Origin of the sequence: Anabaena sp. CCY 0017, assembly GCF_963920885.1 — a bacterium.
GTDB lineage: Bacteria > Cyanobacteriota > Cyanobacteriia > Cyanobacteriales > Nostocaceae > Nodularia.
In genome coordinates, this window is the sequence record NZ_CAWUDG010000012.1 from 49,688 (window position 1) to 64,697 (window position 15,010).

The 15,010-nt window shown below is 42.2% G+C and carries 13 protein-coding genes; 8 read left to right on the top strand and 5 right to left on the bottom strand.

Going from position 1 to position 15,010, the window contains the following annotated elements:
• Window positions 1–470: 470 nt before the first annotated feature.
• The 7 genes from ACM0OW_RS15390 (at window position 471) to ACM0OW_RS15420 (ending at window position 6,828) form a co-directional block, all read left to right on the top strand.
• Window positions 471–1,631: a DUF58 domain-containing protein gene (locus ACM0OW_RS15390; protein ID WP_414550986.1), complete on the top strand. Its 1,161-nt coding sequence runs from the start codon at window positions 471–473 to the stop codon at window positions 1,629–1,631.
• Window positions 1,632–1,733: 102 nt separating this feature from the next.
• Complete coding sequence (locus ACM0OW_RS15395) at window positions 1,734–2,099, top strand: ferredoxin thioredoxin reductase catalytic beta subunit (RefSeq protein WP_089093622.1); 366 nt, start codon at window positions 1,734–1,736, stop codon at window positions 2,097–2,099.
• A complete protein-coding gene (locus tag ACM0OW_RS15400; RefSeq protein WP_414550988.1) occupies window positions 2,096–2,488 on the top strand; it encodes a DUF309 domain-containing protein in 393 nt (130 codons plus the stop codon). Before ACM0OW_RS15395 ends, ACM0OW_RS15400 begins: the two co-directional genes overlap by 4 nt.
• A gap of 457 nt (window positions 2,489–2,945) precedes the next feature.
• Window positions 2,946–3,395, top strand: a complete 450-nt coding sequence (locus ACM0OW_RS15405) for an LptA/OstA family protein (protein ID WP_414550989.1) — start codon at window positions 2,946–2,948, stop codon at window positions 3,393–3,395.
• A 36-nt stretch (window positions 3,396–3,431) separates the two neighbouring features.
• Window positions 3,432–4,160 carry an LPS export ABC transporter ATP-binding protein gene (gene lptB / locus ACM0OW_RS15410; RefSeq protein WP_414550991.1) on the top strand — a complete coding sequence of 243 codons (729 nt, stop codon included), beginning with the start codon at window positions 3,432–3,434 and terminating at the stop codon, window positions 4,158–4,160.
• A 114-nt stretch (window positions 4,161–4,274) separates the two neighbouring features.
• Complete coding sequence (locus tag ACM0OW_RS15415; protein WP_414550993.1) at window positions 4,275–5,390, top strand: LptF/LptG family permease; 1,116 nt, start codon at window positions 4,275–4,277, stop codon at window positions 5,388–5,390.
• Between the two features lie 301 nt (window positions 5,391–5,691).
• Window positions 5,692–6,828, top strand: a complete 1,137-nt coding sequence (locus tag ACM0OW_RS15420) for a hypothetical protein (protein WP_414550994.1) — start codon at window positions 5,692–5,694, stop codon at window positions 6,826–6,828.
• Window positions 6,829–7,046: 218 nt separating this feature from the next.
• On the opposite strand, the gene ACM0OW_RS15425 is transcribed toward ACM0OW_RS15420, so the two are convergent.
• Window positions 7,047–8,450 carry a carotenoid oxygenase family protein gene (locus ACM0OW_RS15425; protein WP_414550996.1) on the bottom strand — a complete coding sequence of 468 codons (1,404 nt, stop codon included), beginning with the start codon at window positions 8,448–8,450 and terminating at the stop codon, window positions 7,047–7,049.
• Between the two features lie 270 nt (window positions 8,451–8,720).
• Between ACM0OW_RS15425 and ACM0OW_RS15430 the strand changes: the two genes are divergently transcribed.
• Window positions 8,721–9,521, top strand: coding sequence for a histidine kinase (locus ACM0OW_RS15430; protein WP_414550998.1), 801 nt, complete (start codon window positions 8,721–8,723; stop codon window positions 9,519–9,521).
• Window positions 9,522–9,619: 98 nt separating this feature from the next.
• Here the strand turns inward: ACM0OW_RS15430 and ACM0OW_RS15435 are convergent, their stop codons facing one another.
• The 4 genes from ACM0OW_RS15435 to ACM0OW_RS15450 all read right to left on the bottom strand — a co-directional run bounded on the left by ACM0OW_RS15435 (window position 9,620) and on the right by ACM0OW_RS15450 (window position 14,989).
• A complete protein-coding gene (locus tag ACM0OW_RS15435) occupies window positions 9,620–9,811 on the bottom strand; it encodes a YqaE/Pmp3 family membrane protein (protein ID WP_414550999.1) in 192 nt (63 codons plus the stop codon).
• Window positions 9,812–9,897: 86 nt separating this feature from the next.
• The gene (locus ACM0OW_RS15440) at window positions 9,898–10,299 is read right to left on the bottom strand and encodes a phage holin family protein (RefSeq protein ID WP_414551001.1); all 402 of its coding nucleotides are present in this window, start codon (window positions 10,297–10,299) and stop codon (window positions 9,898–9,900) included.
• 325 nt (window positions 10,300–10,624) lie between these two features.
• Window positions 10,625–12,784 (bottom strand): Tex family protein, encoded by a 2,160-nt coding sequence (locus ACM0OW_RS15445; protein ID WP_414551002.1) that lies wholly within the window; start codon window positions 12,782–12,784, stop codon window positions 10,625–10,627.
• A 786-nt stretch (window positions 12,785–13,570) separates the two neighbouring features.
• Window positions 13,571–14,989 carry a GUN4 domain-containing protein gene (locus ACM0OW_RS15450; RefSeq protein WP_414551004.1) on the bottom strand — a complete coding sequence of 473 codons (1,419 nt, stop codon included), beginning with the start codon at window positions 14,987–14,989 and terminating at the stop codon, window positions 13,571–13,573.
• Between the last annotated feature and the right edge of the window lie 21 nt (window positions 14,990–15,010).

Here is a 15,010-nt window from a genome sequence, read left to right on the forward strand (position 1 = left end):
TTTGCTGATTCAGTAACTTAAAAGCACTACACAAAACATAACATTAGTCTAATACAAATCATAATATTTGTAAATCATTCAACCAGTCTTTTTGGGAAATAAATGTAAAAATCAAGGTTCTAGCCCTGGGAATCAGTCTAAAGGCATAGATATTAGCTATGTTCTGCATGAAAAATTTCCTTTTGCATCAGGTTTCATGTATTTGAACCACATCTGTATTCGGGGTGCAAGGCCTTGCGCCCCTACCGCGTGGTCTATTTACCTGAAAATACCTGTAAGCGATCGCTGACCGCACAAGCGCAGGACGAGGGTTCATCTTTTCTGACAGTCACTAAGTTTGATTACTGATATTTAAAAGTTAACAATACATATTGTAAAGCGGCACTCATCATACTAGCCGTGATTTGCATCACCGCAAAGCAGCCTCACCTGGAGTCCAAACTGAGGTAATTTTGAGTTAAAAAAGAAACATGAAGATAATTAAGCCGATCACTAATTGGTTAGAAACCCGTGCTATTGCCCCTGCACATAGCGGCTGGGTGTTAGGAGGAATTGCTATTTGTTTTTTTGGAGCTGCGGTTAATACTATGGCTGGCTGGCTGTATGCCATTAGTGGCATTAGTTTTGCCCTGTTGGGTATAGCAGCTTTTTTACCACCGCGATCGCTTGTGGGTTTAGTTGTGAAACGTCGCCCCTTGCAACCTGTATCAGCTGGCGATGAATTGACTGTGGAAGTGGAAATTTGCAATCAGACGCAGCACTCTGTCAGCTTGTTGCAAGTGGAGGATATATTACCTTATGTTTTGGGCAAACCAGTAAAAACGCCGATCGAGATAATTCACAGCCAAGGTAGTTACCGTTGGGTATACTATCAACCAACAACCCAACGGGGAGTCTATCGCTGGCATACAGTAGAATTGGGTACTGGTGCGCCGTTAGGATTGTTTTGGTGTCGTCGTCTGCGTCAGTGTCCGGCCACAGCCATTGTTTACCCGACTGTTTTACCCTTGACTAGCTGCGCCTTAGTAGATGAAATTGGGCAGGAAGAAAGCAAACGAGGAGATCCCCGTGGTAGACCTTTGCAGATGGCTACATCTGGGTTAGTGCGATCGCTGCGTCCATACCGCATGGGCGATCCCACTCGGCTGATCCATTGGCGGACAAGCGCTCGTTACGGGGAATTTCGGGTGCGGGAGTTAGAAATAGTTACAGGTGGACAAGAGATAATTATTGCCCTTGACAGTGGGGCGAATTGGGAAGCCGATAACTTTGAACAAGCCGTAATTGCCGCAGCATCGTTGTATTTTTATGCCCAGCGCCAGGAAATGCAAGTACAACTATGGACAGCATCCACAGGTTTAGTTAAAGGCGATCGCGTAGTTTTAGAAGCCTTAGCAGCAGCGAGATATCAAGAAGAGATTAGCACAAGCGATTACCAAAGCAATGCTTTAATTTGGCTCACTCAAAACCCCTCAAGCCTGACTTCCCTAGCAAAAGGCAGTCGTTGGGTACTATGGCAAAATCTGACCTCACCAGCCGAAGACGCGGTAGTTAATTGGGATTATCCTGGTATTGTGGTGCAGAACGAACAAGAACTGCAACTGCAACTGCAAAAATCATTACGTCCTTGACAAAAACTTTCTTCCCTCAGCACTCAGCACTTTCCCCACTCAAGCCCCGTGAGGCTGAGGTACAATGCAAAGAAATATTTAAATAATGAGCGCCGATCCAATATGATCTCATCAGAAAATAACACAACATCCACAGATAAAAGCCTGGAGGCAATGCGGCATTTTTCCGAACAGTACGCTAAACGGACTGGAACATACTTCTGTTCGGAACCTTCTGTCACCGCAGTGGTAATTGAAGGACTAGCAAAACATAAAGATGATTTAGGTGCGCCTTTGTGTCCCTGTCGCCACTACGAAGACAAAGAAGCTGAAGTTCATGCTACATATTGGAATTGTCCCTGTGTACCCATGAGAGAACGCAAAGAATGCCATTGTATGCTGTTCCTTACCCCAGATAACGAGTTTGCGGGAGACAAACAAGACATTAGTCTAGAAACCATCAAAGAAGTACGAGACAGCATGGGATGAGCGAAGTTATCCCCCAGGAGTTTTGGCAAGGGGTAGAACAGTTTAATTCTGGACAGTTCTACGCCTGTCATGACACTTTAGAAGCTTTGTGGATAGAAGCCAGCGAACCAGAAAAAACCTTTTATCAAGGCGTTCTCCAAATCGCTGTGGCACTGTATCATTTAGGTAATGGTAACTGGCGAGGTGCAGTAATTTTACTGGGAGAAGGCAGTAATCGTCTGCGACGTTACCCATCTGTTTACAGCAGCATTGATGTAGACGAGTTATTGAGTCAGAGTGCAGCATTGTTGTCAGAATTACAACAAATGGGCGCGGAAAAGTTTAGTGCTGGTGACTTGGGTGATAGTCAGGCTTTGCCTTCGCCGAGAATTGTGCTAATTAACGAGTAAAACTACCCGGACACCGAGTCAGGAATATAAACTCATTTGCTTCAAGGACTTCAAGCAATTAACGATGTCCTAACCGATATGACTACGGCTATAATATTGAAATCACCGACCAGGAAAGATTGTAGAGACAATTCATGAATTATCCCTAGAATTTTTATACAAGGTGCATATATAGCAGTTTTCATGTATTTAAACCAAATCTGTCTTAGGGGCGCAAGGCCTTGCGCCCCTACCGCGTGTTCTATTTACCTGAAAATAGCTTTGCTTTAATTTATTTTTTGGTATTCCCGTGGCACATATAAATAATAATGTGGATGTGGGCGAAACCTTGAGGCTTGACAAAGCGTCAATATTCCCAGCGATTATCTTAAGTTACTCCAGAATGTAGATTTTATATCTGGAGAAAAAAATTGAGATCGTTACTATACAAGCTAATATCCTAAATCGTAATTAAAATATGATGTCCTACTATCAATTACCAGTATCACAAATGCGTCGCCTGGGACTAGCCTTAATGCTACCGGCTGCACTTCTGGGGAGTTTTACATTTCCTACTCATGTACAAACCGCTACTGCACAAGCATCTAAGGAAAATACTCCCCTGACAATCAGCGCTGATGTCCAAGAATATAACGCCAACACGCAAGTAGCAACAGCTCGCGGTAATGTGCAGATGTTGTATCCGGCGCGCCAAATTAAAGCCACAGCAGCTCAAGCACAATTTTTTAGCAAGGAACGCCGCATTGATTTGAGTGGTAACGTCTATATTTTGCAAGAAGGAGTCAATAGTATGCGGGCGGAGAAAGTCACTTATCTGATTGATGAAGGACGGTTTGTGGCTTTACCTCAATCCAACCGTCAGGTAGAATCCACCTACATGGTGAATGATTCTGAAGTTGGTAGATAATCTAATTAGCATGAATTACCAACACAGGCGCGAATAGTGAAAATTGTTTTAGAAAATATTCACAAATCTTACGGTAAGCGAAATATCGTTAATCGCGTCAACCTTTCCATTTCTCAGGGTGAAGTCGTCGGGTTATTAGGCCCCAATGGTGCGGGAAAAACGACGACCTTTTATATTGCTACAGGCTTAGAAAAACCCAATCAAGGGAAAGTCTGGCTTGATAGTAAAGAAATAACTGGAATGCCTATGCACAAAAGAGCGCAATTAGGCATTGGCTATTTAGCTCAAGAACCAAGTGTTTTTCGCCAACTCTCAGTACAAGACAATATTCTCTTGGTGCTGGAACAAACTCATGTGCCACGATGGGAATGGTCAAGACGAATGCAAGCTTTACTGCACGAATTTCGCTTGGAAAAAGTAGCGAATAGTAAAGGTATTCAACTTTCTGGTGGGGAAAGACGGCGGACAGAATTAGCTAGGGCTTTAGCTGCGGGAAAAGAAGGCCCAAAATTTTTATTTTTGGATGAACCATTTGCTGGTGTTGATCCCATTGCAGTTTCCGAGATTCAGCAGATTGTCGCACAACTAAGCGATCGCGGCATGGGGATCTTAATTACAGATCACAATGTCCGCGAAACATTAGCCATTACAGACCGTGCCTATATTATGCGTGAGGGACAAATTCTTGCTTTTGGTAGTCCTGAAGAACTCTATAATAATCCCTTGGTACGGCAATACTATTTGGGGGATAACTTTCAAGCATAAACTGCGAATGTGTATTTTTATCAGTTAAAACTTAATTAATTTTGATAGTTCTTTATGATATCAAAGAAGCTCAATTTTTTATACAGCCTCAATTCGCTGTTACCTTTTACGCTCATGGATCGCTATCTTACCAAAGAATTGATAGCACCATTTTTATTTGGTGTGGGAGCGTTTTCATCATTGGGTGTCACCATTGATGCTGTGTTTGAGCTAGTGAGGCGAATTGTTGAGTCTGGATTGCCAATTAGCATTGCGATTCAGGTTTTTTTGTTAAAGTTTCCCAATTTTATTGTCTTAGCCTTTCCCATGTCTACGCTGCTGGCTACTTTGATGACTTATAGTCGTCTTTCGGGCGAGAGCGAACTAATTGCTATGCGTGGCTGTGGCGTAAGTGTCTATCGCATGGTGCTAACTGCTGTGATGTTGAGTCTGCTGGTAACGGGGATAACATTTGTTTTTAATGAGCAAATAGCACCAGCCGCAAATTACCAAGCAAGTATGACTCTGGAGAAAGCCCTCAAATCTGAGAAACCTACTTTTCAGCAGTCAAATATCTTTTATCCCGAATATCGAGACGTTGAACAGCCAGACGGTAGCAAGAATAGAATACTGGCACGTTTATTTTATGCTGACCAGTTTGATGGTAAGCAGATGAAAGGTTTAACAATTATCGACCGGACTACAGAAGGTTTAAATCAAATTGTAGTCTCAAACTCTGCCCAGTGGAATACTTCTGACAACGTTTGGGATTTTTACGACGGTACAGTTTATTTAGTAGCTCCTGACAGATCCTATCGCAACATTTTACGGTTTGAACATCAACAACTACAACTGCCGCGCACACCATTAAACTTAGCCGAGAAAAGCCGAGATTATGGGGAAATGAATATTGCCGAGTCTTTAGAACAATTAGAAATAGAACGTATCGGTGGCGATCGCCAAAAAATTCGTAAACTGCAAGTACGTATCCAACAAAAGTTTTCCTTACCATTTGTCTGCGTAGTCTTTGGCTTGGTAGGTGCAGCGATGGGAAGTAGACCTCAGCGTAGCGGAAAAGGTACTAGTTTTGGTGTGAGTGTCATAGTAATTTTTACGTATTATTTAATTTTCTTTATTAGTGGCGCAATGGGACAAGCCGGTGTTTTATCCCCCTTTATGGGAGCTTGGCTACCCAATTTCCTGTTTTTAGGAATAGGTTTATTCTTATTGATGCAGGTAGCTGAACGTTGATCGAAGATGCAGGGTAGCAGGGGGTGTGTCAAGAATAGGGTGTAGGGAAGACAGCATTGGTCAGGCCTTGGAACCCCTTTCTTTGTTGGGGCTGTCTCGAACCTACACCCCACACCCCACACCCCACACCCCACACCCCACACCCCGCCCCAACGGGGCTTGGTCAATTGGCGAGTGGCAATTTAATGATTCCAAGGCTAAAGTAAAATTAATTACAAGGTTTTCTGCAACGGTAAGCTTAAATGCTTGACAGATGTTTCTGTAAATTTGCGTAAATTTTAGTCCTCTATAATAGATTATTATGCCAAATCGTCATTATCCCCCCGCTTATTTACGTTATCTCAAAGCTAGATTGTTGAATTTAGCCAAACCTAGTTTTTGGGGAACAGCAATTTTTTTATGTATCATCGGGCTAGTAATTAGGGAATACTGGTCTAACCCGGATATGTTGACTTACAACCAGAACCCAGAAGTTACTTCCTCTGAGTCTAATGATTCTGAGCTTTCAGCAGAAGACAAAGCCATTGCAGCAGATATTGATAATTTACCGATTTTATTTAAAGATTTGGAGCAGGGAAAGCTGCCGATAATAGCTACTCTTCCGCCTACAACATCTCTGGCGAATAATAACGATAACTTACTTAAGGAAGTTAATCAACAACAGTCTTCTAACAGTGCCGCATCAAGTCTGGGAATAGGCACATTTAATAGCACTTCCACCCCTGTGATCAAAAATCCCTTTGTTGCAGAAGCTGAAAACTTATTGAAGTCAGGAGGGTCTAATGTTGGTAATCAGTTTTCAGGGATCAACCCTTTAGCTGCTTCATCTCAACCAACAGAAATAGCAGCAACATCTTCTCTTTCGGGTATCGGTGTTAATCAAACGGACAATATTCAAAATATTAACTCAGTTCCGAATTTCTCACAAACAGCATTTAACCAATCAAACAACCAAACTTTTTCTAGTGTAAATGATCAGACTACAAATCAGATCAATCCTTTAGGACAAAATTCCTTTGGTGGAGTTATGCAGCCAATCCAGCCTAATAATGGTTTACCTAGCACCGGGTTAAATGCTGCGGCTAGTATTCAACCCAGTGTAGCTGTACCAAATAACCTACCGCCAAACTCGTTTAATAACGTGAATAACATCCAGGGATTACCTAGCCCAGTACAGCCCACAACGTTGATATCACCAGTTACTTCTGGCCTACAAACTGGTGTCCAAACTAATATGTCACCTGACTCTATTCAGCCTCCGATTCCACCAAATAATTTTACACAGATGTCTCCAGTGGTAGCTGATAAAAATGGTAATTTAATTTGGCGATCGCCTAGTGAACAAATGCAGTCTAATTCCTCAGATGCGCCTCAGACACCAGCACCGAATACAGGTAGAATTCGTAACAACAATAATTTGAGAAATTTGGGATTTTAAGTAACTGGAGTCGAGGCACAAAACCCAACATTTGGGTGATTCTGTTGGTACAAGAACCCCACCTCCAACCCCCTCCCCCTTCGGGTGATGCCTCCGGCACGCTACGCGGTAAGCGCAGCCATGCCCGCAGGGCTTTACACCAGTCGCCTACGGTGGGAAACCCGCCTACAGCGCTGGTTCACCGCAAGCGATGAGGGGGCTAAGATGTACCTTATATATTATATAATTGGAAATCGCTGTATCTGTTCTTCAGAGACCCAAGTCCCGTGAAAACCATAGGGTACTCTTTGGGGAATTAGTACCCGTGCTACAGGTTCGGCGGTGATATCTTGAGCATTTACCACCACAAGTTCTGAGGTTTCTGTATTCTCATCGTAAACAAAAGTCACTAGCCAGCCATCATCTTCTTCTGTACCACCAATGCTGGGGGCAAACACAGCTTCGCCGCCATAACGTCCTCTGCCAAATTCATGGGTTTCGGATTTGCTATGACGCAGGTCGTACTTAATTAAACCGTCGAATAGTGGTACGGAACTTTTGCCTATCTTTCCCAGATAACCGTATTGGGTTGGTTGCCCCACAAGGTTTTCGTTAATGCGGGGAAATTCTGCTGCTACATCGTCTAGCATTTCTTCGCGCACTTTCCCTGTGCTGAGGTTAAATCGCCAGCGATGTAAACGGGGAATATCTACTTCTGGGTCGGTTTGGGAAACATCAGCTTTCAAGACTGTGGTGGAACTCATGCGACAGGCGATGAGGACTACTTCATCTGCATCTTCGTAGGCGTTGAGGGTATGGAAGACGTAGCAAGGAGAACTTTCAAACCAGCGGATATTGCTGTTGTCGCCATGACGTGGTATAATTCCGAAACGGCTGGGGCGATCGCTCTCAAACATCATAGGTGGTTCTCCCCGTTCTGCTCTGGCTGGGCTGAATGTCAGGGGCAAATCCATAAAAATTGTATAATTTTCAGTGATTGCAAAATCATGCATCATCACGCCCATTGGCAGGTCAATTGGCACTGTCTGCACTAGTTCACCTGCGGCTGAGACTATGCTGTATTGCAGGTATGGTGGGGCGAATGAGTAACCAAAAAATCTCATTTCACCAGTTTTTGGGTCTACCTTGGGATGGGCTGTAAAGGCAGAAACTAGCTGATTATTATAAGTATATTCACCAATTGTTTGTAAATCAGGAAGTTTAATAGCGTGGGGCGCACCACCTTCATTGAGTGCTAACATCTGACCCGCGTGCCAAATTAGGGCTGTATTGGCAGTATTTTTGTATCCACCATGAGGGTTATCCATTTGCGGCGGTTCAAATAATCCAGACCACACAGCTTTACCTGCGGCTTGTTCTATTTTCCATCCTCTGGTTTGCACATAGCGATTGCAATAAGTGGCTTGACCGTTGTTAATTCTGACACCGTGCAACATCCCATCGCCATCAAACCAGTGATATTGACCAATAGGCGACCATTGAGGATTCGGTCCATTACGGACAAACATCCCGGATAGATTGGCGGGTAATTCACCTATGACTTTCAAGGTATCTGTGGTGATTTCTTCCCGGATAGGCGCAAAGTTACTGCTGAGATAAGGATTGATTGTGGCGATTGTCATTTTCTTGAGTGTGTGATTCATTCAATCATATTATTGCTGTTCGTTCTGAAGATAGGAATCGCTATATCTACGCAGCTTTATATTATTATCTAACCGCCAAGCCGCCAAGCACGCCAAGAGATGAAGGCAAGAATTTTACAAATGTGATGGTTAATTATTTCGCTTTTCTATCTAAAGGAAGTTTCTATTTATAAACTCCTCCATCATAATGTATATGGAGGATAATGTCTGAAAAATTTTATCCAATTAGCTAAATAGGAAAGCTGAAAAATGCCTAACAACATTAAAGAACAAATTCAAACTGATTTACAGCAGGTTAAAGAAACTGGACAGTTAAGAACTGAGCGGATTCGCGAAATTGTCAAGTCGGCTGTTGCTCAACTAGGTTCAGAGTTGAAAGCAGGTTCTAGCGACATTCGTTATTTGGTGAAAGATGCGGTTTCTGCTGTAGTGGAGAATCTTCAAGGTAAGGGTGCGGAAATCAGAGAAGAGGTGACTGCTTCAATTGAAGGGGCGCTGGAAGGTGTTAATAGTAAAAGACACGAATCTATTGCCAAAACCCAGGCGGAAGTGAAAAAGCTGCAAGCTCAATTAGATAATGAAGAGGAAGAAATTCAGCAAGAAGTTGATGGTATTTTAGCAGAAATTGAAGAAACTGGCCAAGATAAAACTGATGATACTAAAAATGCCATTGCTTCTGCTATTAATACCATTAGAGATAGTGAAGAAGTCTCTCTATTAAAGAAACGTTACGCTCAGTTGCAAGCACAATTGTCCATCGTCAGAGCGAATTTGGCTGCACGGTATGGCGGACGAGATGGTGAAGTGAAAGATTATATCGATGAGGCAAAACATTGGTATGACCAAGCTCGCCCAAAAGCTGAAGTTGTTGCTACACAAGTAGACGAGAAGCGATTGCAATTAGAAGATAAACTAGGTGAAGCTGGTTCGTCTCTAGCTAAAAAAGAGCGTCAAATTAAACAAACTTTACGAGAGTTGCTGCTATCAACGGCTGATATGTTCAAAGAGAAAGAGTCGGCTGATAAACATGAGGAACTTACTAAGAAGTAGTCTGGGGAATGTACATAATTAAATAAGCTTGTAGTAAGGGTTTTACCTTTTTCGGAGGACTAAAGTCCTCACTACAAACTTTATTTACCTAGACAATTTTAGTAACTGCCTCTTTCTGCATTCATTTGTTCTTCATGTTTAGCAATTACCCAAACTGCGTGGATACTACCGGGAAGCCAACCTAAAAGTGTCAGTAAAATGTTAATCAACAAAGTTGGGCCAGCGCCCACTGTGAGAAACACACCTAAAGGAGGTAAAACTAAACCTAACAGTAAACGAACTATTTTCATGATTTGGTGATTTTGTTTAATTACGTTTTTTGTGAGAATGCTGAATTAAGATAATTCAGCGATTATTTCTGGATTTTTACCTTTACTTATCTAGAGGGGAGTTCGCCTGGGGTATTTGCGTCACCACTGCTGCTTAAAGCAGGATTCCTTTCGGCAAAATAATTGTTAATGAAGGTGCTAGCAAAAGATAGAATCACTGGACCGAGGATAAATGCGATAAGTCCACGAACTGCGAACCCAGGAACCAGCACTGCTGCTAACCAGAAACAAAAACCGTTAACTATGAGCGAAAATGCTCCTAATGTCACAAAGTTAAGCGGTAAAGAAAGAGTAGAAAGCACTGGTTTAACTGAACCGTTAATCAAACCAATTACTAAAGCCGCAATCATAGCTGCTGGAAAATTAGCAATGTTGACACCAGGTACAACTAAATCGACAATTAACAAGCTCAATGCTGTAGCTATGGCAGTTAAAAATGTTGCCCACATTGTGTTCACCTACTAAAAAATAACAAATAGATTCTTTACGAGTCTTTTACTATTGTTCAATAAATACTGGGTTTTTTCATCTCTTGAAAGATAGATTTTAGTTCTACCATTTGGCTGATTGTTTCCAGTCTGTAGTTACGATTAATAAAATAATTGCACCCCACCCCCAACCCCTCCCCGCAAGCGAGGAGGGGAGATTTAACGTTCGCGGAGCGTGGCGTTAGCCATACCACAGAGGCGCAGAGGACACAGAGGAAGAGAAAACAGAGAATTGTTTATTTCTGGTTGAGGAGTGTCAAATTACTACTAAGATAGAAAGGTTCGGTTATTGTTTTACGGCTTTCATTGATAAACTAATCCGCTTTAATTTTTCGTTAATTTCCAACACCTGTATTTTTACAACTTGTCCGACTTTGACAATTTTCTGAGGGTCATCTACGAATCTATCAGCTAGTTGGGAAATATGTACTAAGCCATCTTGGTGTACGCCAATATCGACAAATGCACCAAAGTTAGCTACGTTCGTGACAATTCCCTCTAATTCCATTCCCACCTCTAAATCTCTAATTTCTTTGATTCCCTCTCTAAAGGTGGCGTACTTAAATTCTGCACGGGGGTCTCTTCCTGGTTTGTCTAGTTCGCTGATAATGTCGCGCAGTGTGGGTTCGCCAATGCTATCAGTGACGTATTTTTTTAGGTTGGTTTTTTTGAGTTTTGCGGCTATTTCGGTGACTTGATTTAAGGATACATCTAAATCAGCTGCGATCGCCTGCACGAGAGCATAACTTTCGGGATGCACTGCTGTATTATCTAAAGGGTTATCACCGCCACGAATTCGCAGAAAACCCGCCGCTTGTTCAAACGCCTTCGGTCCCAATTTAGCCACTTTTAACAATTGTCGGCGATTCTTAAAAACTCCATGCTCGTTGCGATAAGCGACAATGTTATTAGCCACTGTAGCCGTAATTCCGGAAACAAAGGTCAAAAGTTCCTTAGATGCCGTGTTTAAGTCCACACCGACGTAATTCACGCAACTTTCTACAGTCTCATCTAGCTTCTTTTTCAGCAACTTTTGATCAACGTCATGCTGATATTGTCCGACACCGATAGATTTCGGATCAATTTTCACCAGTTCCGCCAGAGGGTCTTGCAAACGGCGACCGATACTAATCGCACCACGCACAGTAATATCTAAATGGGGAAACTCTTCCAACGCCACTTTACTCGCAGAATATATCGATGCGCCGGACTCATTTACCATGACTTTAACAGGTTTGCGGTCGATGGCTTGTAATATCTGCGTTACAAACTCATCTGTCTCACGGGAAGCTGTACCGTTACCAATTGCAATTAAGGAAATCTGATATTTTTCAATCAAATTTATCATAGTTTGTGCAGCTTTGGCGCGTTGTTCAGCCGCTTGGTGGGGAAAAACCGCTTGGTATTCTAAAAATTGTCCGGTTTGGTCGAGTACCGCCACTTTACACCCAGTTCTAAAGCCTGGGTCTATAGCTAATGTCGGTTTCATCCCTGCTGGTGCAGATAACAGTAATTCTCGCAGATTTGCTTCAAAGGTTTTAATTGATTCCATATCAGAGTATGTTTTCTTCTGAGAAATCACCTCACCGATAATGGAAGTTTTCATTAACCGATTAAATGCGTCTTTGAGCATCCCCTGATAAAAATCGCGGATTATTCGCACTTTCGCCTTAATTTCCTTTGATTCTAAATAATCAAGTACCAAATCTTCATCAAAAGCAATTTCATAATTTAACACTCCCTCTGCTTCACCTCGACACAACGCCAGCAGATTATGAGGTGCAATATTTCTCACCCGTATCTGATAGTTGCGGTACATCTCAAACTTGGTTGTCCCTTCGGGATGCTCCTTTTTGATGTGAGAGACAAATACCCCTTCGGCTAGGAGGTAATCACGCAGATATGCGCGTAACTCGGCTTTTTCTGCTACTTCCTCTGCTAAAATATCAGCAGCACCTTTGAGCGCTTCTTGTGCTGTTTTAACTCCCTGAGTCTCAGAAACATATTTCGCTGCTTCCTCTTCTAGTGATGCTGTTACAGCATTTGGGACATTTAGCGACTTGATGAACTCCGCTAAAGGTTCTAAACCTTTTTCTCTGGCTATAGTGGCGCGGGTACGGCGTTTTGGTCGATAGGGAAGGTATAAATCTTCCAGTTCGGTTTTTTGTAAACAGGCGGTAATTTTGGCTTTGAGTTCATCTGTGAGTTTACCTTGTTCAGCGATCGCATTTAAAATTACCGTTTTCCGTTCTTGCAATTCTGTTAAATAAGCATAGCGCTCAAACAGGTCCCGCAGTTGGACTTCATTCATTTCCCCAGTGCGCTCTTTGCGGTAACGTGCAATAAAGGGAACCGTCGCACCTTCGGCTAAAAGTTCTAACGCGTTTTGGATTTGATGAGGTTTGAGGTTTAATTCAGTCGCCAGTAGTTGAGGAATATTCAGCATCGGGTGTTTAATTTAAAAAAGTTCCTTCTAAATGTAATATGCTAGATCGTCTACTCAGGAATAGCACGAAGGGTTAACTGACTTACCGGATTTTTGCCTCATCTAGACGGTTGATTGACCTAGAGGATTTTGCATAACATCAACTTAGCTGTAAAATTGACCACAATTATAAAAACAGTTTTTGTCTGCTTTTATCCATTTTTGCATTTTAGTTACGAGGATAGTAAAAATGCATTTGTCTTTTTTGATTCCACTCTGTACTGGTTTAGCTATCGGCTATGTATCTAAAAAGTGTGATGGTGAAATCGCTTATCTGATCAGTTTGTTTACGATCATCAGTCTAATTTTAAGTTTAGTATTAGCCCCTTGGCAATTTAAGCTAGTGCTGTTAATTGTAGTTCTGGTTAGCACGGATAGATTTTTACTGAAAAATTAAGTGTAAATTATTATCAGGAATAAATGAGAGCAATGATGCTCTGCCGCGCCTTTGGCGATCGCACAATTTATGGCAGTATTCAAAATATCGGCGTTGCTGATTTAAAATAGGAATTTTTTTCGCGCAAAGGCGCATAGGCGCAAAGGTAGAAAGAAAAAGAAAGGTAATTTTGGCATTTCATACTCTGATTCAGCAACACCCGCAATTTTAGCGCCACCGACAAAAAGCTGTATAAACCTTACAGTCCGTTGAAACGGACTTCTGCTATTAGACAGAGAATTTATTCTCTGGCGAGATATTGAATAGGCGCATAATTTCCTTTGTCCTAATCATATTTTTCAGGACAAAGTTTACAAGTCTCGACGCGAGAGAAGAACACTACGCACCTCTCCCACAACCGCGACCACCCAAAAAGGCAGGTGGGCTTCAGGTGCTTTTATATTAAAAATAATATCCTTGTAGTATAACCACTTTCCTCTTTTTCTCCATCCTACCGTGTCCCCAAAGGCGCTCCAGATTTTACCATTAAAATCTCTCGTTCCCCCCAAACTTTGATAAATTCGCTTCTGCACAGAAAAACCAAAGCGCCCATTGCTATATTTAACCCACAACTGGTCAATAGTGCGGAGGTCTTCACAAGGAAACTTCTCTATATCTTCAATAACTAACCAACCTACTATTTCCCGCTTCGCCACTGCTAACATTACCCGCGTTGTTTCCTCATCCGCTTCTTTCCATTTCCAAGCAGCGAGTAAATCACGCAGATGACTATAGTCCATCCCCACAGATGATTTTAGTTCCCCCTCCTCGCTTGCGGGGAGGGGGTTAGGGGGTGGGGTTCTTATCTCTTCGCTTACAGGGTTAGGTGTTGAGGTTCTAATCTTTAAAACATTCACAACTTCCTCAACAGATTGATAACGCTGCTTAGGAATAGGATTTGCCAACCTTTCCAAAATCTTCCCTAAATCATCACTAACAACATTCCCATTCAAGTAATCTCGCCATACCCATTCCCCCTCCATCACATCATATAAATCAAAAGGACTAATTTGAGTTAATAAATGCAGACAAGTCACCCCTAAACTATATAAATCACTAATATATTTAGGTTTCCCATGCAACTGCTCAGGAGCGCAATATTCCGCCGAACCGATAATTGTTCCTGTAACTGTACGTTGTTTTTGCTCTACTACCTTAGCAGCGCCAAAATCCACTAAAAATAATTTGTTGTCAGCACTGCGACGAATAATATTTTCTGGCTTAATATCTCGGTGAATTACCTGTTGACTGTGAACAAACTGCAAAATATCCAACAGTTCTATTAATAATTCTCGTATCTGCTGTTCTGAGAAAACACCATTTTGCTCTAACTCAGCTTGTAGAGTTTCACCTTTCACAAATTCTTGAACTAAATATTGGCGATTATCTGCGGTGAAATAAGCCATTAACTCTGGAATTTGGGGATGCTTACCCAACTCTTCCAAACGTTCAGCTTCTTGACCAAACAACTGCGAAGCCTTCTCAGTGCTGTCTGTTCCTTGTGCTTGGGGTAAAAACTGCTTAATTACACAAAAGGGTTTTGATGGCTTATCTTCGTCAATGGCTAGAAATGTCCGACCAAAACCCCCTTGTCCTAAAATTGACTGCGGCGAATACCTTTCTCGCAAAAGTAATTTGCTACCGCACTTCTGGCAAAATTGGAAATTATCGGGGTTAGGGTAGAGACAGTCAGGATTAAGACATTGACGCATAGACTCAAAACCGGGCATTTGTGATAATTTTAACCCAAT